General features: G+C 20.9%; 19 protein-coding genes and 1 tRNA gene. 13 read left to right on the forward strand and 7 right to left on the reverse strand.

Going from position 1 to position 25,217, the window contains the following annotated elements:
• Nucleotides 1-22 precede the first annotated feature (22 nt).
• The gene (recB, locus tag D9V80_RS01780; protein ID WP_158353644.1) at nt 23-3,538 is read left to right on the forward strand and encodes an exodeoxyribonuclease V subunit beta; all 3,516 of its coding nucleotides are present in this window, start codon (nt 23-25) and stop codon (nt 3,536-3,538) included.
• A 5-nt stretch (nt 3,539-3,543) separates the two neighbouring features.
• The gene (gene recD / locus D9V80_RS01785) at nt 3,544-5,373 is read left to right on the forward strand and encodes an exodeoxyribonuclease V subunit alpha (RefSeq protein ID WP_158353646.1); all 1,830 of its coding nucleotides are present in this window, start codon (nt 3,544-3,546) and stop codon (nt 5,371-5,373) included.
• On the opposite strand, the gene argA is transcribed toward recD, so the two are convergent.
• The gene (argA, locus tag D9V80_RS01790) at nt 5,363-6,694 is read right to left on the reverse strand and encodes an amino-acid N-acetyltransferase (protein WP_158353648.1); all 1,332 of its coding nucleotides are present in this window, start codon (nt 6,692-6,694) and stop codon (nt 5,363-5,365) included. The genes recD and argA overlap by 11 nt on opposite strands.
• A 127-nt stretch (nt 6,695-6,821) precedes the next feature.
• Nucleotides 6,822-6,898: transfer RNA gene (locus tag D9V80_RS01795), tRNA-Met, on the reverse strand.
• Between the two features lie 219 nt (nt 6,899-7,117).
• On the opposite strand from D9V80_RS01795, the gene ribE reads away from it, so the two are divergent.
• From ribE to D9V80_RS01815, 4 genes are all read left to right on the forward strand, one after another.
• Nucleotides 7,118-7,609 (forward strand): 6,7-dimethyl-8-ribityllumazine synthase, encoded by a 492-nt coding sequence (gene ribE / locus D9V80_RS01800; RefSeq protein ID WP_158353650.1) that lies wholly within the window; start codon nt 7,118-7,120, stop codon nt 7,607-7,609.
• A 101-nt stretch (nt 7,610-7,710) separates the two neighbouring features.
• Nucleotides 7,711-8,823, forward strand: coding sequence for a bifunctional diaminohydroxyphosphoribosylaminopyrimidine deaminase/5-amino-6-(5-phosphoribosylamino)uracil reductase RibD (gene ribD / locus D9V80_RS01805; RefSeq protein ID WP_158353652.1), 1,113 nt, complete (start codon nt 7,711-7,713; stop codon nt 8,821-8,823).
• A 49-nt stretch (nt 8,824-8,872) separates the two neighbouring features.
• Nucleotides 8,873-9,286, forward strand: coding sequence for a transcription antitermination factor NusB (gene nusB / locus D9V80_RS01810; protein WP_158353654.1), 414 nt, complete (start codon nt 8,873-8,875; stop codon nt 9,284-9,286).
• A gap of 91 nt (nt 9,287-9,377) precedes the next feature.
• Complete coding sequence (locus D9V80_RS01815; protein ID WP_158353656.1) at nt 9,378-9,704, forward strand: TusE/DsrC/DsvC family sulfur relay protein; 327 nt, start codon at nt 9,378-9,380, stop codon at nt 9,702-9,704.
• Between the two features lie 7 nt (nt 9,705-9,711).
• On the opposite strand, the gene cyoE is transcribed toward D9V80_RS01815, so the two are convergent.
• The 5 genes from cyoE to cyoA form a co-directional block, all read right to left on the reverse strand.
• Nucleotides 9,712-10,581: a heme o synthase gene (gene cyoE / locus D9V80_RS01820; protein WP_158353658.1), complete on the reverse strand. Its 870-nt coding sequence runs from the start codon at nt 10,579-10,581 to the stop codon at nt 9,712-9,714.
• Nucleotides 10,578-10,907, reverse strand: a complete 330-nt coding sequence (locus D9V80_RS01825; RefSeq protein ID WP_158353660.1) for a hypothetical protein — start codon at nt 10,905-10,907, stop codon at nt 10,578-10,580. The genes cyoE and D9V80_RS01825 overlap by 4 nt, the downstream gene beginning before the upstream one ends.
• A 5-nt stretch (nt 10,908-10,912) precedes the next feature.
• The gene (locus tag D9V80_RS01830) at nt 10,913-11,524 is read right to left on the reverse strand and encodes a cytochrome c oxidase subunit 3 (RefSeq protein WP_158353662.1); all 612 of its coding nucleotides are present in this window, start codon (nt 11,522-11,524) and stop codon (nt 10,913-10,915) included.
• A gap of 15 nt (nt 11,525-11,539) precedes the next feature.
• Nucleotides 11,540-13,498: a cytochrome o ubiquinol oxidase subunit I gene (cyoB, locus tag D9V80_RS01835; RefSeq protein WP_158353664.1), complete on the reverse strand. Its 1,959-nt coding sequence runs from the start codon at nt 13,496-13,498 to the stop codon at nt 11,540-11,542.
• A gap of 75 nt (nt 13,499-13,573) precedes the next feature.
• The gene (gene cyoA / locus D9V80_RS01840) at nt 13,574-14,425 is read right to left on the reverse strand and encodes a ubiquinol oxidase subunit II (protein ID WP_158353666.1); all 852 of its coding nucleotides are present in this window, start codon (nt 14,423-14,425) and stop codon (nt 13,574-13,576) included.
• 282 nt (nt 14,426-14,707) lie between these two features.
• On the opposite strand from cyoA, the gene D9V80_RS01845 reads away from it, so the two are divergent.
• From D9V80_RS01845 to D9V80_RS01875, 7 genes are all read left to right on the forward strand, one after another.
• Nucleotides 14,708-15,010, forward strand: coding sequence for a BolA family protein (locus D9V80_RS01845; RefSeq protein WP_158353668.1), 303 nt, complete (start codon nt 14,708-14,710; stop codon nt 15,008-15,010).
• Nucleotides 15,011-15,294: 284 nt separating this feature from the next.
• On the forward strand, nt 15,295-16,617 hold the full coding sequence (locus D9V80_RS01850) for a trigger factor (protein WP_158353670.1): 1,323 nt from the start codon (nt 15,295-15,297) through the stop codon (nt 16,615-16,617).
• A 94-nt stretch (nt 16,618-16,711) separates the two neighbouring features.
• Nucleotides 16,712-17,329, forward strand: a complete 618-nt coding sequence (clpP, locus tag D9V80_RS01855; protein ID WP_158353672.1) for an ATP-dependent Clp endopeptidase proteolytic subunit ClpP — start codon at nt 16,712-16,714, stop codon at nt 17,327-17,329.
• A gap of 50 nt (nt 17,330-17,379) precedes the next feature.
• Nucleotides 17,380-18,639, forward strand: coding sequence for an ATP-dependent Clp protease ATP-binding subunit ClpX (gene clpX, locus D9V80_RS01860; RefSeq protein ID WP_261978558.1), 1,260 nt, complete (start codon nt 17,380-17,382; stop codon nt 18,637-18,639).
• A gap of 197 nt (nt 18,640-18,836) precedes the next feature.
• Nucleotides 18,837-21,182 (forward strand): endopeptidase La, encoded by a 2,346-nt coding sequence (lon, locus tag D9V80_RS01865; protein ID WP_158353674.1) that lies wholly within the window; start codon nt 18,837-18,839, stop codon nt 21,180-21,182.
• Between the two features lie 182 nt (nt 21,183-21,364).
• Nucleotides 21,365-23,212, forward strand: coding sequence for a SurA N-terminal domain-containing protein (locus D9V80_RS01870; RefSeq protein WP_187306487.1), 1,848 nt, complete (start codon nt 21,365-21,367; stop codon nt 23,210-23,212).
• A gap of 238 nt (nt 23,213-23,450) precedes the next feature.
• On the forward strand, nt 23,451-25,214 hold the full coding sequence (locus D9V80_RS01875; RefSeq protein WP_158353678.1) for an ABC transporter transmembrane domain-containing protein: 1,764 nt from the start codon (nt 23,451-23,453) through the stop codon (nt 25,212-25,214).
• Nucleotides 25,215-25,217: the final 3 nt, after the last annotated feature.

Here is a 25,217-nt window from a genome sequence, read left to right on the forward strand (position 1 = left end):
CTATATACATAATGTACTTTATATGAAAAATATAATTTTAAAAAAATTAGATATTTTAAATATACCACTTGATAATCAAATATTAATTGAAGCATCAGCTGGAACTGGGAAAACTTTTAATATTGCTTTATTATATATAAGAATGATTTTAAAAATAAATATCAATAATTCAAAAACATTTAATATTAAAAATATTAATCAAATTGTATTAATTTCATATACTAATAAATCATTAGAAGAATTAAAAAAAAGAATTATAATACTTTTATCTGAATTAAAACAATCATGTTTTTTAAAACATACTACTATCTCGTATATAAAACCTTTTTTTAAGTATATTCATGATTTTGAATATACCACTTCTTTGTTAGAATATGTAGAAAATAATATTGATTATATCTCCTGTTATACTGTTCATTCTTTTTTTTCACATATTATTCAAGAAAATAAATATTTTTTAAAAAATGTAAACAATTTTACAATATTTAATAATCAAAAAAAAATATATATTCAATCATGTTATGACTTTTGGAGACAATATTGTTATACATTATCTTATGACATTATGAAAATCATTTATTCTTATTGGAATACTCCTGAACAACTATTCTCTGACATTTATCCTTTTTTACAAAATTTTAATAATTTTTTTTTAAAACATAAAAAAAAAAATATATCCATTAATATACAACATCTTTCGTTAATTAAAAAAATTCACTCTTTTAAAAAATTTTTATTTCTAAATAAAATATTTATAGAAAAAATATTACAAAATAAAAAAAATGAAATGTGTCAAAAAAATGTTAAAATATTAGAAATATTATTAACATGGACAAAAATAACAACAAAAGATTATTACATTCCAAAAGAAATGAACATTATTTATTTAAAAATATTGAAAAAAAATATATGTAATATTAAAAAAGAAAAAAAAAAAATAATACAAACAATTATTAATTTCTCTAAAATAAAATTTTCAATTAAAGAAATTTTTTTACATCAAGCTATAAATTTTATAAAAAAAAATATCAAAAAAATTAAACTTCAAGAAAATAAATTAGAATTTGAAGATTTAATAGAAATTGTTTATTTAAATGTAGTTATAAAAGAAAACCCTATATTTATATATTTTATAAGAAAAAATTTTCCCATTATAATCATAGACGAATATCAAGATATTGATATTAAATCAAACAAAATATTTAATAAAATATATAAAAAACAACCAAGAAAAATCATGTTGTTAATCGGAGATCCAAAACAAACAATATATGAATTTAGAGGGGCAAGTATTAATTCATACTTTAATTATAAAAAAAACATTATACATCAATATTATTTAGATATAAATTGGAGATCTTCTAGCAATCTTGTAGATAATATTAATCACATTTTTTCTATTAAAAAATATCCTTTCATTACAAAAAATATCTTATATAAAAAAATTATTACACCTGAAAAAAATAAAAAAATGATATTTAAAATCAATAATATTGTACAACCTTCTTTTAGAATTTTTTTTAATAATATTGATAAAAATTTAAATATACATCAATATTATCAATGGAGCAGTGAACAATGTGCTGAAGATATCAATTTTCTAATAAACAATATTGAAAATAAAAAAGCAAAAATTTTTATTAAAAATAAAGTAAAAATATTATCAATAAAAGATATTACAATTTTAGTTCGTAACCAACAAGAATCTGAAATAATTCAATCTGCATTAAAAAGAAAAAAAATAGTTTCAAAATATTTCTCTAAACAAAAAAATCTTTTTCATACACAAGAAGCAGAAGAAATATCGTGGATATTAGAAGCATTATTAAATATACATGAAGAAAAAAATATTTTTAAAGCACTTTCAATAAATATTTTAAATATTAAATTAAACACATTATTTAAAATATCTAAATCGAACTTTAATGAAAATATACTTATTATATTTCAAAAATATTTAAATATATTAAAAACACAAGGTATTCTAAATTTAATTAAATATTTAATAATAAATAAAAAAAAATATTTTAGAAAAAATAAAAATGATGAAAAAAAATACATAAATTTTTTAACATTAGGAGAAATATTAGAACAAAAATATTATCAATTAAAAAATTTAGAACTAGTTTTAAATTGGATAAAAAAAAAAATTATCGAAAAAAATTATAAAAAAAATGAACTTAATCCAATTAATCAATCTAATTATGAATACATTACTATAATTAGTATACATCAATCAAAAGGACTCGAATTTCCTATAGTGTGGTTTCCTTTTTCTAGTGCATTTTTACATCATCATAATTCATTTTTTAGTAAAAAAAATCAAGACTTAAATAGTGTTTTAAAAACTAAATTTATAAAAAAAAGTATATTACATAAAAAAAAACTATCTGAAGAAATAAGATTGTTTTATGTTGCTATTACTCGACCATCAATACATTGCAGTTTCACAATAGCTCCAATTAATATATGTAATAAAAAAAATAATACGTATACTGATATTACTAACAGTGGTTTAGGTTATCTAATTACTTCAAAAAAATGTACTAATATATATGATTTAAAAAAAATAGTTCAACAAACATTTTCTTCACAAAATAACATTGAAATATTTTATTATTTTTCTTTTTTAAAAAATTATATAAAAAAAAATAATAATCAAAATAAAAATATTCAAAAAAAAAAACATATTTATTTAAAAAAAACAATAAAAAAACAATTTAAAATTACTAGTTACACAAATTTATTATCAGAAAAAACAAAAGAAAGTTTTTACTTACCAATATTTAATAAAAAAAAAGAAAAAAATAATATATATTATAAAAAAAAAAAAATAAAAACTCCTTTTTTTTTTGAAAAAGGACAAGAATTTGGAACTTTTATACACCATATACTTAAAAATATAAATTTTAATAAAACAATTGATATAATTTTATTATCTCAACAATTAAAAAATTTTTATTTTCCACAATGTTGGAAAAAAGAGTTGAAAATTTGGTTAGAAAAAATTGTAAACACGACATTATTGCCATTAAATATTAAATTAAAAGAACTTAAAAAACATAAAATACTTAAAGAATTCGAATTTTATATGTCAGTTAATAAAACTTTACATAATTATCAATTTAATCAATGTATTAAAAAAAAAGACAAAATTTCTTCTCTTTCTTCTAATTTAGAATTTAATTCTTTTAAAGGTATTGTCACAGGTTTCATTGATTTAATTTTTGAATTAAACAATAAATTTTTTATTGTTGATTACAAAACTAATTGGTTAGGAGATAACTATGCTGACTATAATAATAAAAATATAGAAAAAACGATGATTAATCATAGATATGATGTACAATATCATTTATATGGAATTGTATTACATAAGTACTTAAAACAACGTATAACAAAATATTCTATTAAAAAAAATTTTGGAGGAATATTTTACCTCTTTTTAAGAGGTATGGACATTAATCATAATAATCAAAGTATATTTTATATACCTCCGAATATAAAATTAATGAAAAAATTAAATAAATTATTTTAAATAAAATGAATATACAAAAAATATTACATATTGCATTAAAAAAAAAAATGATAAATAATTTTGAATTTTATTTTTCAACTACCTTATTTCATACTAATCAACCAGAAATTATATTAGCTGCATTATGTGTATGCTACAATAATCGTATGGGAAATATTTGCTTAAATATTAATAAAATTCAGAAAAAAAATATTTTTCCTAAAAAATTTCAAAGTTTAACACAAAAAATATGGACATATACTAAACATATAAAAAATTGGAAAAAACATTTAAAAAAAATATTTTTTTTAAATCAACAATCCAATTTCCCTTTATTTCTATCAAATAATTATTTATATACAAGAAAAATGTGGGTAATGGAATTATATCTGTCACACTTTTTTTTTCATAAAAATTTAGAAAAAAAAATAAAAATTGAAAAAACAAAAAAAATTATCAGTGTTTTATCCAAAGAAAATATTGATAATAATCAAATTATTGCTATTACTCTTGCATTACTCAAAAGAATCGTTTTTATAATTGGAAGTCCTGGAACAGGAAAAACAACAATCGTAACAAAATTAATTTTATGCTTAATAAGATTATACAATAAAAAAAATCGAATAAAATTATGTGCACCTACTGGAAAAGCTGCAACTAGATTAGTTGAATCTATTCAAGAATCTATTAAGAGTATATTTTTAATAACTAATGAAGAAAAAAAACAAATTCCAACTTTTGCTTCTACTATACATGAATTAATTAATGTAATGAAGAAAAAAGATTATACTTCAAATAATATTGAAAATATATTAATAATCGATGAAGCTTCAATGATAGATATTTATATTTTTTACGAATTAATTAAAAATATCACAAAATCAACAAGAATTATATTTATAGGAGATATAAACCAACTACCTTCAGTGCAACCAGGATCAATATTAAAAGATATATGTAAAAAAGCAAACAATACTTATAATTTAGATACATGTAATAAAATTTATGAAATTACAAAAAAAAAAGTAAAACAATCAAAAAATATACATCCTCAAATATACAATAATATTTATATTCTAAAAAAAAATTATAGATTTTCTAAATCTTCTAATATTCATCAACTTGCAAATTTAATTCATAAAAGAAAAATTAATGAATTAATACATTTATTAGATAATACAGTGCAAGAAATTGAATATTTCCAAGTAACTAATCAACAACAATATAATCAAATGATTTACAAAATTATTAATTTTTGTAAAAAATATTTAAAATATGTATATGAAAACTTAAACTATAAAAAAATATTAACGAAATTTAATAAATTTAAAATATTATGTGCAGTAAATGAAGGAATTTTTGGAGTTAATACAATTAATAAAATTATTGAAAAAACAATTTATAAACAAAAAAATAAATTTCAATATTTGTTTTTAAATAAAGAATGGTATATAGGACGTCCTATTATTATTACTAAAAATCAAAAAATATTAAATATATTTAATGGAGAAATTGGGATCGCTTTAAAAGATAAAAATGAAGAAATAAAAATACATTTTTCTCCTTTATACGGGAAACAACGAATATTCTGTCCAGATATTATTCAAAATTATAAAACTGCGTGGTGTATCACAGTACATAAATCTCAAGGATCAGAATTTTCAAAAGTTTGTTTTGTTATTCCAAATATTTTTTTTGACACCTTAAGTACTGAATTAATGTATACAGCAGTAACCAGAGCTAAAAAAAAAATAATAATTTTTGGAAATAAAACAATCTTAAAAAAAATGGTTCAAAATAATACAATAAGAACAAGCAACATATGTAATATAAAAAACACTAATACTATATATTAATTATTAATACTTTAGATCCTCTTTTATAATTATACATTTTTTTTTTGCTATCTGGCAAAACATTAATATTAACTGGAACAAACCCTCTTTCCTGAAACCAATGTATACTATGTGTAGTTAAAACAAAAATTTTTTGTAAACATATTTTTTTTGCTTTTATAATTATTGCATTTAATAATAATTCACCTCGAGAAACACTTTGATAATCAGGGTGTACAGCTAAACAAGCTAATTCACCTATTTTCTCTTTTAAAAAAGGATATAATGCAACACATGCGATCACAAGATTATCTTTTTTAATAACAATAAAATTATGAATTTCTATTTCTAATTGTTCTCTGGACCTTCTTACTAAAATTCCTTTTATTTCTAACGGTTTAATCACATTTAATATTCCTCCAATATCATTAATAGAAGCTGGAATAATACTTTCAGATGATTCTATTAAAATTTGTGTTCCTATTCCTTTACTTGAAAATAACTCTTCAAGTAATGCTCCTTTTTTTTGATAACTAATTATATGAATTCTTGATACTCCTTTTTTACATGAATTTACTGCACATTTTAAAAATCTTAAATATTGATTAGAAAAATATCGAATAAATTTTTTATTTTCAATATATTTTTCTAATTTTTCAGATATTATTTCTGAATAAATACGTTGATTTTTATAATCAATAATACCTGAATGTTGAGAAAAACTTATTAACTTTTCTGCTTGAATCTTCACTGCTATATTATTAGCAATTTCTTCTGAATTTAAATTAAAACATTCCCCTGTAACAGAACTAGCAACAGGACTTACTAAAACAACAGCATTATTATTTAATAATTGTTGATTAATCGATTGATAATTAATTCTACGCACTTTTCCAGTATGGAAATAATCGATACCTTTTACTATTCCAAATGGTTGTGCAATAATAAAATTTCCACTAACTACATTAATATTAGCACCTTGTAATGGTGTATTAGAAATACTTAAAGAAAGTCGAGCCGTAATTTCTAATTGCAATTGACCAGAGATTTTTTTTATATAATTTAATATTTTTGGAGTAGTAATTCTTATATTATTATAAAAAATACATTTCAAATTCATTTTTTCTAAGAAAACATCTATTTGAGGGATAATACTAAAAACAATTACAATACGAATACCTAAACTATGTAATAAACCAATATCATTAATAATATTAGAAAAATTAGAATGATAAATTGCTTCACCAGTTAAAAATATAACAAATTTTTTATTTCTATGCATATTAATATAAGGAACACTGTGACGAAAACTTTGTACTAAATTCGTTCCATTTTTATACATATCAAACTTTCCTCATAATTTCAAATTAAAAAAAATATTCAATAGAATAATTATTCTTAATTTAAGAAAATTGTTTGCAATAAAGGTAAAAATTATATGTAATAAGGAAGAGTTTTGAAAAAACTTGTGGTTGCGGGAGTTGGATTTGAACCAACGACCTTCGGGTTATGAGCCCGACGAGCTACCATACTGCTCCATCCCGCGATTTTTTAGATGTACTTTGATTTTTTTATCATACTCTTTTTAATATAAAAAATCAACTAATTTATTAAATTTAAAATTTATTTTAATAACTTATATTATAAAAATAAAATTTTTTCTATAAATACAATTTTTTTTAAAAAAAAACATGATATATTATCATAAATAAATAATTTATAAAAACTTATTATATAATCCATCCATTATTAAAGTCATAAAAAAATGAACATAATCGAATCAGATATACAAGCTCAAGAAGCTATAATCAGTATTATTATTTCCAGGACTAACAATTTTGTTAATAAAAATCTATTATCTGGATCTCTAGATACATTAATCAGAATAGGAAATGTAAACAAAAAAAATATTCATATTATTTATGTACCTGGAACATATGAAATACCTTTAATTGCAAAAAAAATATCTATTTTAAAAAAACATCACGCTATAATTGTATTAGGAAGTATTATTCAAGGAGATACTATTCACTTTAAAAATTTATCATTTTCTGTTAGTAATATATTAATGGAAATTAGTATTCAATATACTATACCAATTGCATTGGGTATTCTTACAACACAAGATATTAATCAAGCTATTGAAAGATCTGGAGTAAAGAAAGGAAATACAGGAAGTGAAGCAGCTTTATGTGCTTTAGAAATGTTAAATTTAATAAAAAATATAGAAAATAAAGTAACACATAATTTTTTTTAAATATGCGTATATATTAAACAAATTATTTGAATATATAAAAAAATAATACATAAATTATTCATAATAGAAATATATGTAAAACATCAATATAAGAGAACATAATGAATCAAGACATATATTATATGCAACAAGCTATTAATTTATCAAAGAAAGGAAAATATACCACTCCACCTAACCCAAATGTGGGATGTATTATTATTAAAAATAAAAAAATAATCGGTGTTGGATGGCATCAATATGCAGGATGTGAACATGCAGAAATTATAGCATTAAAAGAAGCTGGTCAAGAAGCTAAGGGTGCAATTATGTATGTTACTTTAGAACCTTGTATACATTTTGGTTTAACTCCTCCTTGTTGTAAAGAAATCATAAAAAGTAAAATTTCTCAAGTAATAATAGGTTCTTTAGATCCCAATCCAATTGTATCAGGAAAAGGAGTAACAATACTCAAAAAACATGGAATACAAGTTAAGATAGGAATTTTGAATAATAAAATAGAATCAATAAATAAAGGATTTTTTAAAAGAATGAAAACAGGTATTCCATATATAAAATTAAAACTAGGAATATCATTAGATGGAAGAATAGCAACACAAACAGGAGAAAGTAAATGGATTACATCAGAAAATTCAAGAAATGATGTACAACTTTTCCGTGCTCAAAGTTGTGCAATACTTTCTTCAAGTAATACTATTATTTCAGATAATCCATATTTAACAGTCAGAAACAAAAATATTAAAAAAAAAAATAAAAAAGATATTTTAAAAAATTCACAACCATTAAAAATAATAATAGATTCTAGAAATTTAGTACAAAAACATCATAATTGTATTATAAATACAGGAAAAATAATATTAGCTAGGATTAAAAATGATAATCAAATTTGGCCAAAAAATGTTGAACAAGTGATATTTCCAAAAAGTACTATATATAAAGATAAAATAGATATAAAAAGTATTTTTTATTATTTAGGAAAAAAAAATATTAATAACGTTTGGGTGGAAACAGGAGGTACTCTTTCAGGAATATTGTTAAGTAATTATTTAATTGATGAATTGATAATATATATTGCTCCTATATTATTAGGAGAAAATGCTAAACCAATGTGTATACTTAATAATATTACAACATTATCTGAATCGTTAAAATTTTCTATTATAAAAATTGATATGATTAATTCTGATATTCGTATTATTATGAAACCTAAAAAATAAAAAAATTTTTATAAAACTTTCATATTATTTTTCTATAAAGGTATATAATTTGAAATCGCAATCACGTCGAAAAGCAAGAGAATATGTTTTACAAGCGTTATATTCTTGGCAAATTTCTAATAATTCAATTCAAGAAATTATACAATACTTTTCTAAAAAAATAACAAAAAACAATGCTGATATTACATATTTTCATGAGTTAATTACTGGAATTATTAATAATTATTTAATACTTGATAAATTAATTCAACCATATTTATCTCGTACTATAAATACATTAGGACAAATAGAAAAAGCTATATTAAGAATAGCTTTTTATGAATTGTTTAAAAGAAATGACATTCCTTATAAAGTTTCTATTAATGAAGGTATTGAACTGGCTAAATCTTTTGGATCTTCTGAAAGTCATAAATTTATTAACGGAGTATTAGATAAAGCTGCTATGAAAATAGCACATAAATAACATCAATTTAAATTTAAATAAAAAAACAAATATTATTTTATATAATATAAAATATATTTTTTAAATAAACATTTATCTATGTATCATAAATATGAAAACAAAAAAACTTAATTCAATTTTGAAAGATTCACAAGGCTACTTAATTAATTATAAAGATTGGAATAAATCTATTGCTATCGAAATAGCAAAAACAGAATCAATTATACTTACAAAAAAACACTGGAATATTATATATTTTATTAGAAAATTTTATATAGAATATAATTCTACACCTTCTGTTCGAATATTATATACATACCTACAAAAAACAAATAATATACATATCACAAGCTTATGTTTATTAAAATTATTTCCAAAAGGTTTAGAATCTCAAGGAATTAAAATAGCAGGTATACCTAAACCACATCGTTGTATATAAAAATAAATTAATGTATATAATCTATTCCAATCATAATATTAAATAAAAAAATAATAATTATAGAAAAAATAAATGATATACGAGAAAACAAAAATATCTTTGTGTGAAATATACTCAATATAGTAATGAACAACCAAATTACATTAAAAAATATAATTATACTAAAATATATTATTCCAGTATATTCTAAAAAATATAAAGAAATTGTGAATATAATAAACAAAAAAATATTAATTATAATCAATATTTGAGTTAAAAAAATTCCTCTTATTACAGAAAAAATAGGAATATTGTTTTTTTGATAATCTTTTATTCGAAATATTGAAATAGAATAAAAATGAGCAATTTGCCAAAAAATTAATATTAAAAATAAAATTATACAAATTAAATCAATTTGACTATTTATAGTACAATAACCCATTAATATAGGCATTGCTCCAGATATACTACCTATTAAAGTAGCATATGGAACAAAACGTTTCATACATAATGTGTATACTATCACATATATCAAAAAACCACACATACCATTGAAAAATACTAAAAAATTAGTATACAAAAATAAAATTAAAAAACCTATTATTCCACAAAAAAAAGCAAAAAAATAAACATACTTTAATTTTATTAATTTTTTTGCTAAAACTCTATTTTTAGTACGCTGTACTGTTTTATCAATATCTCGATCAATAATATTATTAAAAATACAACCTGAAGCTATTACTAAAATAGTTCCAATACTAGATAAATATAATTTCGTAAAAAAAATGTGCCCATGAAATGCAAAAAAAATACCTCCTAAAAACGAAATTAAATTTCCTAAAAGAATACCTGGTTTAATAATATTAATATATTTTTTAATTATATTTATCAAATTCATTCACTTATTTTACCACAATAAACATTGTGCATAATCCAAATTGAACCACTTAAAATAATTAGAATAACTAATAAAGAAAAAATTAGTATACATATACTCCAATACCAATCAACAAATTTTTTAATGTCAAAAAAATAAATAATTTGAATCATTAATTGTAATATACTTAACGTAATTAAAATAAAAAATGTATTCTCATTAAATATTTTGTTATTTTGTATAATTATAAAAGACAAAACACTAATTAAACACGAATAAAAAAAACCAATAAAATAATTATTAATTATTGTAGAAAAAAAAACTTTTTTTTTTAAAAATGTAATCATAATCACTACCTTATAAAATAAATAAAAGTATATAAAAATATCCATATAATATCTAAAAAATGCCAAAACAAACTTAAACACAATAAATTAGTATAAACATTTTTATTTATATTAAAATAATACATTTGAATAATAATAAAAAATATCCAAATTAAACCTACAAATACATGTATAACATGCATACTTAATAAAGTAAAAATACTAGAAAATAATCCATCTTTTTGAGGACTAAAATCTTTTTGAAAAAAATTATGAATTTCAAATAATTCCATACACACAAAAGAAATACCAAAAATAAATGTAATTAATAACCAAATATAAGTCATATAAATTTTTTTAAAATATACAGATGATGTAGCTATTCCACAAGTAAAAGAACTACATAATAACAAAATTGTTTCTGTTAAAATAAAATTGTAATTAAATTTTTGTTGATAAATATTAAAATTAATAAATGAATGACTTCTCATTACAAAATATACTGCAAAAATAGAAGCAAATATTATACAATCACTCATGAGATACAACCAAAAACCAAGTAATTTTTTATCATTTACAGTATTGTTAATATTTATTAAATGTTTTTGATCTAAAATAGAAAATACTTTGTTTTTCATTATTATCCTTTTAATTTATATTTTATAAATTTTTTTTTCAAAATTTTTTATTTTTTCTACTGAAATAGTATATTTATGATTATTACTAACATTAAAATAGAACAAAATTATTATAATACCTATTATAGAAATAATATTTAACCAAAAAATATGCCATACAGCAGAAAATCCAAAAATAATACTTAATAAACCAATAAAAAAACCATGTGAAGTATTTTTAGGCATTTTAAAACTGGAATATACAGAATTGATTTTTTTATCATCATTCTTTTTATACCAAAAATCATCTCGATATAATACATGAGGAAGAATTAAAAAATTAAAAAATGGAGCTGGAGAGGGTATAGACCATTCTAATGTTCTACCATCCCAAGGATCTCCAGAAATATCTTTGTTAAAACCACGATTTTTAATTGAGATTATTAATTGTACAATTTGAAAAATAATTCCACATGTAATTAAAATAGCTCCAAAAATTGAAATAGATAACATATCATGAAATTTAGGATCAATATGTTGTCCAACACGACGTGTCATACCCATTAATCCTAAAATATATAAAGGAATAAAAGCGAAAAAAAATCCAGTAATCCAAAAAAAGAAGGCAATTTTTCCATATTTTTCATTTAATTTAAATCCAAACATTTTAGGAAACCAATAAGTAATACCTGCAAAACAACCAAATACTACACCCCCTATAATAACATTATGAAAATGAGCGACGAGAAATACACTATTATGTAAAACAAAATCAGCTGGAGGTAATGAAAGAAGTACCCCAGTCATACCTCCAATAGAAAAAGTTACTATAAATCCTATAGTCCATAACATACATGAATGTAAGGTAATTTTTCCTTCATACATTGTAAAAATCCAATTAAATATTTTCACTCCAGTAGGAATAGCTATAATCATTGTTGCGATTCCAAAAAATGCATTTACATTTGCACCTGATCCCATTGTAAAAAAATGATGCATCCATACTATAAAAGACAATATTGTAATCACAATGGTTGCCCATACTAAAGAAACATATCCAAACAAAGATTTTTTAGAAAAAGTAGATACTACTTCTGAAAAAATACCAAATGCAGGAAGAACTAGAATATATACTTCTGGATGTCCCCATATCCAAATTAAATTAATATACATCATAGGATTTCCTCCCATTTCATTAGTAAAAAAATGAAAACCAAAATACCTATCTAAAGATAATAAAAAAAGAGTTATAGTTAAAACAGGAAATGAAGATAATATTAAAACATTTGAACAAAAGGATGTCCAAACAAAAACAGGCATTTTAAATAAATCCATACCTATTGTTCTCATTTTTACTATAGTGACTAAAAAATTTATTGCAGTTAAAGTAGTCCCTAAACCAGAAATTTGTAAACTCCAAATCCAATAATCAACACCAACTCCTGGACTATATTCAATACCAGACAAAGGGGGATATCCTAACCAACCAGTTTTTGCAAATTCTCCAATTCCTAAAGAAATATTAATTAAAATTGCTCCAGCTGCAGTTAACCAAAAACTTAAATTATTTAAAAAAGGAAAAGCAACATCTCTTGCTCCAATTTGTAAAGGAATTACAAAATTCATTAATCCTATTATTAAAGGCATAGCTACAAAAAAAATCATAATAACACCATGAGCAGTAAAAATTTGATCATAATGACTAGGAGGTAAAAACCCTTCTCCTGAACCTGATGAAGCCATAAATTGTTGAATTCTCATCATTAGAGCATCAACAAAACCTCGAAATAACATGATAAAACCTAAAAATAAATACATTATACCTATATTTTTATGATCAACAGACGTTATCCATTGATTCCAAATATTATTCCACATTTTAAAATATGTAATAACAATACTAATTAAAAAAGTTACAAAAAAAATAGTAGAATAAGTCAACATAATTATAGGTTCATGCCATGGAATGGCATTTAAAGTTAATTTTCCAAACATAATTATTCCTTTTAATAAATAGTTACAATATATATTTGACAATTTTTTTTTGAAGTTTATTAAAAATACAATAATTTATATTTTTTCATGATGTACTTTATTAATAATAAAATAAAATAATTGAGGATTTCCACAAGAAAAATAAATTGTTTTTTTTGAATGATTAGGACAAGAAATCTTTACAAATTGTTGATAAGTATTTAAATGACGTTTAAATTTTTTAATAACAGTAACCCAATCTTGAAACAAATTATTATTTTTAGTAACTATAATAGAAAATTTCATGTCAGAAAAACCGCTACCGCTATAATTTGAAGAAATTCCTTGATATATTCCCACTTTATTAGCTATTAAATTTAATTTGCTTTCCATGCCAGACATAGCATAAATTTGACTACCTAAAGATGGAATAAAAAAAGAATTCATGACAGAGTTTGAAGTTATTTTAAAAATGATAGGAGTATTTACTGGAATAACTATTTTATTAATAGTAGCAATTTTTTCTTTTTCATAAATAAATAACCATCTCCAATCTAAAGAAATGACATCAATAACTATTGGAGATACATTAGATGATATTAATTTTCTTTGATCTAATTCATGAGTAGCCTTCCATGAAAGAATACCTAAAAAAAAGATAATTAAAAAAGGAATTAACCAAACAGTTGTTTCTATTTTTTTTGAATCAGACCAATGGGGGCTATATTTTACATTACAATTTTTTGAGCTATATTTAATAGCAAAAAAAATAGATAAAAATATAGAAGGAATTACTACAATTAACATTACAAAAAAAGAAATTAATATTAAACTTTTTATTTTAATTCCAATTTCTCCTGAAGGATTTAATATAACTGCACGATAACCAGTGAAAAGAAACATAAAACTAAAAAAAAACAATATTTTAATATTTTTATATATTTGCATCTTTTCTAATCCACCTTATATACAACTATTTTTTTAAAAATCAAACAATTTATCGCTATGAAAAATCGTATTACATAAATTATTATTAAAAATAATAAATTTTTTACAATACATGATTCAAAAAATTAATTTTTTAATTAAAAACTTTCTTTTTTGAATTGAATATTGTATAAATATATACATTTATGCTGTAAAAATATCACAACATTTTATACAGATAAAACAAAAAAAAACAAAAAAAACTATATATATAGTACTAAAAAAAATTATATTAAGATACTTATGATCAAAAAAATAAAAGAAACCATTCAAAAAAAAATAAAACCATTATATTTATCTATTATTAACGAAAGTTCTCTTCATAAAAATAATTTAAATGGAATACATTGTAAAATCATTATAGTTACAAATGACTTTATAAACATGTCTTTAATTGATAGACATAAAATTATTTATAAAATATTATTTACTCAATTTTCAAAAAATATATATGCATTAAACTTACATACTTATACATCTCTTGAATGGAAACAAAAAAATAAAACAATAAAAAAAGTGTTATGTGTAAAAAATAAAAAAAAATAAAAACTGATATTTTATATAATATTAATGAGAATTAATATATTAATATTAATTGTATTAATGTAATAAATATTGATTTAATTATCATTTTTTATGTAATAAAATATTATGTTAAATATCACAATTTATCTAAATATTTAATTTCATAATTATATTTAACTAATATATATCTTAATATATATATGTTAATTAAATATAATTATGAAATTTTTAAAAAATAAATTTATTATTATCATTTTTTTTTAAATTTTATACTATAAAGTATATAGTATTAAGGAAGTATATATATGTCAGCAAAAATAGAAAAAATTAGTGCTTTAAAATATCAATTTTATATAACTTTATATGTTCCAAAAATTGAAAAATTAATTAATAAAAAAATATTAAAAATTCAAAAAAACAGTACAATTAATGGATTTAGAATAGGAAAAGTTCCTATAGAAATTATTAAAAACAAATATTATAATCAAACAAAACAAAAATTAATTCAAAAAATAGTTACTAAAAAATTTTTTAACATGATTAGCGAAAAAAAAATAAAATTATTTAGCTATGATGATATGTTTTATAAACATAATGTTAAAAACAATTATTTAAATTATTATATCAAATTCGAAATTCAACCTAAATTTGATTTAAAATTAAATAAATTAAAAAAAATTCAAAAAATCACATATAAAAATAATAACAACTATTATAAAAATATAATAAAAAAAATAAATTGTTTAAATTCAAAAAAAAAAACATATCAAACAATTATCGATTTTAATAGTATAGTAACAATTGATTATTCCATTTTTTTAAATAATGAAAAAAAAGAATGTTATACAATACAAAATTTTTCTTTTATATTTGGAAATAATATATTAGATTATAAAATAGAAAAAAAATTACTTGGAAAAAAAAAAAATAATGAAGTAACAGTCAATTTTTTATTTTCTAAAATACATCCAGAAAAAAAACTACAAAATCAATACTCTAAAATTAAAATATTTATTAAATCTATTGAAAAAAATACTTATATGTTAGATTTTTTGTTTTATAATAAAGAAGAACAGTCAATGTTTATAACATTAGAACAAAAACAAAAAATAACATTTATTCAAAAAAAAATAAAAAAATATACTACATTAAAAATAGAAAAATATTTAAAATATCAAATTTTACACAATCTCTTATTTAGTAATCCTATTGCTATACCAACAAAATTTATTGAACACGAATATAAAAATTTAATACATAATTTATATTATTTATATCATAATAAAATTAAAAATTTATTAAGTCATTATTCTAATACTCTTCTAAAATTAGAAGCTGTGAGAAATGCAAAAATTAAAATTTTATTCAATAAAATAATTAAATTAAACAAATTAGAAATAGATTTAGAAAAGACAAAACAATTATTACAACACTTTAAAGAAAAATATATAAAAGATAAGAAAAAAATAGCAAATAACAAAAATGATAAAAAAATAATAAATTATTTAAATAATGTTCTTTTAGAAAAAAAAATTTTTGATATATTGTATAGTGTATTTAATATACAAAAAACAGAAAAATCTATTACAGATATATTTCAAAATACCTTATTAAATAATATAAAATAAAAAAATAAAAAAAAATAAAAAAAATACATCAATATATAAATTACAATCATTTTTTATATAAAAATACATTTTTTTTTAAAATAGGATTGATATAATGTTAAAAAAAAAAATACAAAATAAAATTCAATCAAATTTAATCCCAATGGTAATTGAACACACAGAACGTGGTGAAAGATCATATGATATTTTTTCGCGATTATTAAAAGAACGAATTATATTTATCACTGGTCAAATAGAAGATACGATGGCGAATACTATTGTAGCTCAATTATTGTTTTTAGAATCAGAACATCCAAATAAAGAAATTTATTTATATATTAATTCTCCAGGTGGTGTAGTAAGTTCTGGAATGTGTATTTATGATACGATACAGTTTATAACACCAACAGTGAGTACTATTTGTATGGGACAAGCTTGTTCTATGGCTGCAGTATTATTATGTTCAGGAAAGAAAGGAAAAAGATTTATTCTACCTAATGCTCGAATTATGATACATCAACCTTTAGGAGGATTTCAAGGTCAAGCTTCTGATATTGCAATTCATGCTAATGAAATTATTACAATTAAAAAAAAAATTAACACATTAATAGCATTTCATACTAACCAGTCTATAAAAAAAATAGAACAAGACACAGAAAGAGACTGTTTTTTCTCAGCTGAAAAAGCTATTGAATATGGTTTAGTAGATATAATCTTAAACAAAAAAAAATAATTTTATAATTATTTTACATACTATTTATTCTTTTTTATGAAGGTATAATAATGACTAAATATGACATGCATCAAAAAAAAAAAAATTATAATTGTGCTTTTTGCAACAATAATCAAAAAGAAGTTGAAAAATTATTCATTAGTTCTCAAATGTGTATATGTAATGAATGTATAATATTATGTTATGAAATGATAATGTATGATAAAAAAAATACAATAAATCACTCCGACAAAAAAAATAATCTAACTCCACATATAATAAAAAAATATTTAGATAAATATATTATTGAACAAAAAATAGCAAAAAAAATATTATCAGTAGCAGTCTATAATCACTATAAAAAAATAAATAACTACGATAACGATAATAGTGATGTTGAAATAGAAAAAAGTAATATTTTAATGATTGGACCAACAGGAAGTGGTAAAACTTTAATTGCAAAAACACTATCTAAATTACTCAATGTTCCATTTGTCATTACTGATGCTACATCTTTAACAGAAGCAGGATATGTAGGAGAAGATGTAGAAAATATTCTGCAAAGATTACTACATAATTGTGATTATAATGTTCAAAAAGCTGAAAAAGGAATAATATATATTGATGAAATTGATAAAATTGCTAAAAAAACAAATAATGTATCAATTACCAGAGATGTTTCAGGAGAAGGAGTTCAACAAGCATTATTAAAAATTATTGAAGGAACAATTGCTTCTGTTCCTCCACAAGGAGGCAGAAAACACCCACATCAAGAATATATACAATTAAACACCTCCAATATTTTATTTATATGTGGTGGTTCTTTTTATGGAATAGAAAAAATTATTAAAAAAAGAAAAAATGTTAGTACAGGAATAGGATTTAATACGACTATAAAAAAGAAAGAAATTCAAAATCTTGACTATAATATTTTAAAATATATCAAATCCGAAGATTTAATTAAATTTGGATTTATACCAGAATTTATTGGTCGATTACCAATATTAACTATTTTAGAAGATTTAAATATAAATTCTCTAATAAAAATTCTATGCCAACCAAAAAATTCTATTATCAAGCAATACCAAAAATTATTTCAATTAGATGGAGTCAAATTAACATTTGACGAGCAAAGTTTATATGCAATTGCCAAAAAAGCAATTAAAAAAAAATCTGGAGCTAGAGGATTAAGAGCAATTATAGAAAAAATTTTACTAAACATTATGTATGATTTACCTTCCCTTATTGATGTTACTGAAGTAATCATTAATGAATTGGTAATTAAAAAAAATATTGACCCTCAATTTATTTTTAAAAAAAAAGAATCATAACAAAAATTGTTGTATAAAAATATATTTATGAGTATATATCATATATTTTATTCATATATATATATTATTTATATTTAATACTTTCAGTATTTATAAATATTTTAATATAACTATTATTTATACATATAATATTAATAAAAAATTATTTAACAAAAAAGAATATGTATTACAGAACATCCAATAAGAGAGAATGGTACATGAAACATAAGTCTGAAAAACAGAATACAATAACATTACCTATGTTACCATTACGTGACGTCGTAATTTATCCTCATATGGTACTTCCTTTATTTATAGGACGTAAAAAATCTATTCAATGTATTGAAAAAGCTATGAAACATGATAAAAAAGTCATGTTAATAACACAAAAAGAAGCATCAAATGAAAATCCTACACCTGATGATCTATTTTCTATCGGTACTATTTCTTCTATTATTCAAATTTTACAACTTCCCGATGGAACAATAAAAGTATTAGTAGAAGGAATACAAAGAGCGAATATACTTTCATTAGATAATAACAAAGAATATTTTATAGCAACAATTGAATTAATAAATTCTACAGAATCACCTAATGAAAAAGAAAATGATGTATTAGTACGTATAGCTTCAGATAAATTTAAAGAATATATCACTATTAACAAAAAAATACCTTTTGAAACATTAGATATAATTAAAAATATACAAAATACTTCTCATCTTTCAGATGTAATTGCTGCTCATATTCCTATGAAAACTTTAGATAAACAAAGTATTTTAGAAATTACAAATGGGAATATTCGTTTAGAGCATTTAATGTCACTCATAGAATCTGATATTCATTTGTTAGAAATAGAAAAAAAAATTAGATCTCGAGTTAAAAAACAAATGGAGAAAAGTCAAAAAGAATATTATTTAAATGAACAAATGAAAGCATTACAAAGAGAAATGGGTGAAATTGAAGAACCTTATGATGATCATGATATTTTAAAAGACAAAATAAATACAATAAGGATGCCTAAAGAAGCAAAAATTAAAGCTGAATCTGAATTATATAAATTAAAAATGATGTCTTGTATCTCAGCAGAAGCATCTGTAATACGAGGATACATCGAATGGTTATTGCTTATGCCATGGAATAAACGTAGCAAAATAAAAAAAAATTTACAACAAGCTCAAGAAAATTTAGATTCAGACCATTTTGGACTTGAAAAAATTAAAGAAAGAATTATAGAATATTTAGCAGTACATAATCGTATAAAAACAGTAAAAGGACCAATATTATGTTTAGTTGGACCTCCTGGGGTAGGAAAAACCTCTTTAGGAAAATCAATTGCAAATGCAACAGGAAGAAAATATGTTAGAATTGCATTAGGAGGGATAAGAGATGAAGCAGAAATACGTGGTCATAGAAGAACATATATAGGTTCTATGCCAGGAAAAATTATTCAAAATTTAGCCAAGATAAAAGTGAAAAACCCACTTTTTTTATTAGATGAAATAGATAAACTACCATGTGATGGAAGAATAGACTCAGCATCTGCACTTTTAGAAGTATTAGATCCTGAACAAAATACTACATTTAATGATCATTATTTAGAAATCGATTTTAATTTATCTGAAATTATGTTTATTGCTACAGCTAATTCTATGAATATTCCTGCACCTCTTTTAGATCGCATGGAAATAATAAAAATTTCTGGTTATACAGAAGAGGAAAAAATAAATATTGCACAAAAATATCTAATAAAAAAACAAATTAATCGTAATGCTTTAGAAAAAAATGAAATAGAAATTAAAAAACACGCAATAATTGATATTATTAGATATTATACTAGAGAATCTGGTGTTCGTCATTTAGATCGATCAATAGCAAAAATATGTAGAAAAGTGTTAAAAAAAATTATTATTCATACTAAGATAAAAAATATTATTATTGATAAAAACAATTTAAAAGAATATTTAGGTATTCCTCAATTTGATTATGGTAAAACAGATCATACAAACCATATAGGTCAAGTAATCGGATTAGCGTGGACAGAAGTAGGAGGAGATTTATTAAATATAGAAACTACTTTTATTCCAGGAAAAGGAAAATTAATTCTTACAGGTTCTTTAGGTAAAGTTATGGAAGAATCTATTCAAACTGCATTAACAGTAGTCAAATCAAATTCAAAAAAATTAGGAATTCAACCAAATTTTCATGAAAAATTAGATATTCATGTTCATGTTCCAGAAGGTGCCACTCCGAAAGATGGACCAAGTGCTGGTATAGCGATGTGTACAGCTTTAGTTTCATCTTTAACTAACATCCCTGTTCGTTCTAATATTGCTATGACTGGTGAAATTACATTAAGAGGTAATGTTTTAATTATTGGAGGATTAAAAGAAAAACTATTGGCTGCACATAGAGGAGGAATAAAAACTGTATTAATTCCTTATGAAAATAAACGTGATTTAGAAGAAATTCCTAATAATATTATAAAAAAATTAGATATAAAACCAGTAAAAAAAATTTCGGAAGTGTTAAAAATAGCTTTAGAACAAGCTCCTTACAAAAAGTAAGTAAATATTTAATTCATAATTATTATTAATAATTGCTGGCAAAATATTCTGCCAGCTCTATAACAGATGAATATAATATTTATAATATTTATAAATAAATTATTGTTAATATTATTCATATAAACAATAATTTAATTTATATAACATACTTTATCAATTGAAAATTCATGGAATCAAAAAATATGAATTTAAAAAAAAATATTTTTAAAAACACTGTGATTAAGTTTCTCTTAATTACGATAATTATTTCAATCATATTTAGTGGAATACATAATTATGTCAAATATATTTTTCATAATTATATTGCTAGAGTAAACGGAATTAAAGTAACAGATTTATCAGTACAAAAACTATATCATTTACAAAATAGTCAAGCTGATTCTATTAAAAAAATATATACTAAAAATAGTATTTCTAATAATATTCACTATGTTCATCAGATTTATCAACAAATTATATCACAAATAATTAATGAATTATTATTAAATAACTTATTAAGAAAATATAGTTTTCAAATTGAAGAAAAACAAATTATAGAAAATATTCAATCTAATCCTAATTTTCAAACTAATGAACAATTTAATCAAAAAAAATTTAAAATTTTTTTAAAAAAATATCATATTCCTTTCAAAGAATACAAAAACTTCTTAAAACAACAAATTCTTCATGAAAAATTTTTAACAACATTGTTTGAAAGTAATTTTATTTTACCTTACGAAGTAAATAATGCTATTGATGCACATTTTCAAAATAGAGTAATACAAACTGCAGATATCGACATAAAACCATTTTTACATAATACGAAAATACCACAAACTCAAATTAACGACTATTATTATAATAATTGTCAAGGATTATCTTTTCCGGAAAAATATAAAATTAATTTTTTTCAAATTAATAAAAAAAATATCACAGTTAAAAATTATTCTGATCAAGAAATTTTAACATGGTATAAAAAATATACATCTGATAGATTAGCTCCAGAACAAAAAAATTTTAGTGTTATTCAAGTAAATGATAAAAAAATTGCTAAAAATATTTTAAAACGATTAAAAAACGGAGAAAATTTTTCTAATTTAGCAAAAAAATATTCTGTAGATACTATTTCTGCTAGTCAAGGTGGGAATCTAGGTTGGTTTATAACCGATACATTTCCTGATACTATTCAAATAGCAAATTTACAAAAAAAACATGAAATTTCAGATATTATCCAATCCAAGTTAAGTTTTTATATATTTCAACTCAATGATATTTTTCAAAGTGAAAAAAATGATGAAAATAAAAATTTTGGATTAATTAAAAAAAAATTTTATGAATATCAACAAAATAAACAATTTAATAAAATCAAAAAACAAATTCAAAAAATACTCAAAAACACAAAGTATAATCTTCAAAAAACTGCAAAAAAAATACAAGTACCAATTGTAACAAGTAATTGGATAAACAAAAATACTAATACAAACGATTTTTATATTAAAAATATTATACATAAAATAAAAAGTAATACTGTACATTATAATCAAAATTATAATTATAATAATGCTTCTATTATTAACAAAGATGACCAAATTTTTGTTTTTTCATTAAAAAATATTTATCCTAAAATGCAAAAAACATTAAAAGAAGTTCAAAAAGAAATCATACAAATCTTAGAAAAAAAATACGCAATAGAAAAAGCAACTGAAAAAGCTAAAAATATAGTTAAACAACTTCAAAAAAATGATAACAAAAATTTAAATACACTAATACATTTTAGTCAAAAAAAAATAGTAACACCATTAGACAAAGATGAATTAACAAATATAGTGTTTCAATTACCACATCCTAATAATAATAAAATTGTTTATTCAATTGCAAAAAATAAACAAGGAAAAGTTACAATTATCATATTACACAAAATATTTACTCCAGTAATAACACCTCAAGAAAAATTCAAAATTTATGAAAATCTATTATTTAACAATACAACCAAAATGTTTACTTTATTATTCAAAAATTTATATAAATCTGATTATATAGAATATAAATAATTGTTTTTATAATTAAAATTTAATATATTTCATTCATACAAATAATATAAATATCTTTTACTTCATGTGTTATATAATAGTTATATAATTTTATATATTTATACATGAAGTAAATATTTATTGCAAACATTATTCAAAATCTATCCATCTAAAAAATTTTTTTTAATATTTAAAAAAAATTTATATATCATAAATTAAACACAATTAATAATATTTTCGTTTAAAAATAAGGAAAAATGTGAAATTATTTATAAAATTGGGTTGGTATTTTAAAAAAGAATGGAAAAGATATTTAAGTGCAACTTTTTTATTAATTATGATTGCGTTACTACAATTAATTCCTCCAAAAATTGTAGGAAAATTAGTTGATATAATCATAAAAAAAGATATATATAGTAATAATAAAGCAATTTTTTATATTTTCATTTTAATATTGATCGCAACAAGTATTTACATATTTAGATGTATATGGAGAATTTTATTATTTGGAGCTGCTTATAAATTATCTATTTATCTACGAATTAAATTTTATGAATCTTTAAGTCATCAAAAATCTGAGTTTTATCTCAAAAATAGAACTGGAGATTTAATGGTAAAAGCAACTAATGATATTGACAAAGTTGCATTTGCAGCTGGAGAAGGAGTACTTACATTAGTTGACTCATTTTTTATGGGTACGTCAGTATTTTTTATTATGTGCCAACAAATTAATTATTTATTAACGTTAATAACGCTAATTCCTATGCCAATAATGGCTATTATAATTAACAATTATGGAAAAAAATTACACTTTGAATTTCAACAATCTCAAATAGCTTTTTCAAAGCTTAATAATCAAGTACAAGAAAGTTTAACAAATATTAGAATGATTCGTGCATTTAATTTAGAAAAAAAAAAATTTTTAGAATTTAAAAAATTAGCAAAACATAGCGGAGAAAAAAATTTAGCTGCAGCAAACATAGATGCAAAATTTGATCCTATAATTCATATTACTATTGCTTGTTCTAATTTAATAGCTGTTATTATTGGAGGATGGTTTATCTCAATAAATATGATATCTGTTGGACAATTAACTACATTTATCATGTACTTAGGATTAATGGTTTGGCCAATGTTAGCTTTAGCATGGATGTTTAATATCGTAGAAAGAGGTAGTGCTGCTTGGGATAGAATTAATAAAATTATTTTTTATCAAAAAAAAAAGAAAAAACAACATTTTTGTTTCTCAAAAATAAATCCAATTTTACCATTTAAAACAATAAATATTTATATCAAAAGTTTTAAATATCCAGAACAAAATTATGAATGTTTAAAAAATATCCAATTCAATATTTATAAAGGAAATGTTATAGGAATATGCGGTCCTACCGGATCAGGAAAAACTTCAATTATACAATTAATACAAAGAAACTTTGAAAAATATATAGGTAAAATCACATATAATACACTATCAATAAATACAATACCAATATCAACATGGAGATCACATTTATCTATAGTCAATCAAAGTACATTTTTATTTTCAGATACCATTTATAACAACATTGCATTAGGAAAAAAGATAACTTCTATGAAAGAAGTAGAAAAAGTATCTAAAATTGCACATATACATAATGATATTATTCAATTACCACATGGTTATTTTACGCAAGTAGGAGAAAAAGGAACCATGTTATCTGGAGGACAAAAACAAAGAATTGCTATAGCTAGAGCATTAATTCTTAATACAAGAATATTGATTTTAGATAACGCATTATCTGCAGTAGACGGAATTACTGAAAACATAATTTTAAATAATATTAATATATGGAAAACACAAGAAAACACTGTAATAATTATTTCTCACCGATTATCTACGATTAAAAATGCAGATAAAATTATTGTTATAAAAAATGGTACTATCCTTCAAAAAGGAACACATAAAAAATTAATAACAGAAAAAAATTGGTATCAGACCACATACTTATATCAACAAATGAAACTTAAATTTAATCAAGAATAAAAT

The organism is Buchnera aphidicola (Thelaxes californica) (assembly GCF_005080825.1).
GTDB classification, from domain to species: domain Bacteria; phylum Pseudomonadota; class Gammaproteobacteria; order Enterobacterales; family Enterobacteriaceae; genus Buchnera_I; species Buchnera_I aphidicola_V.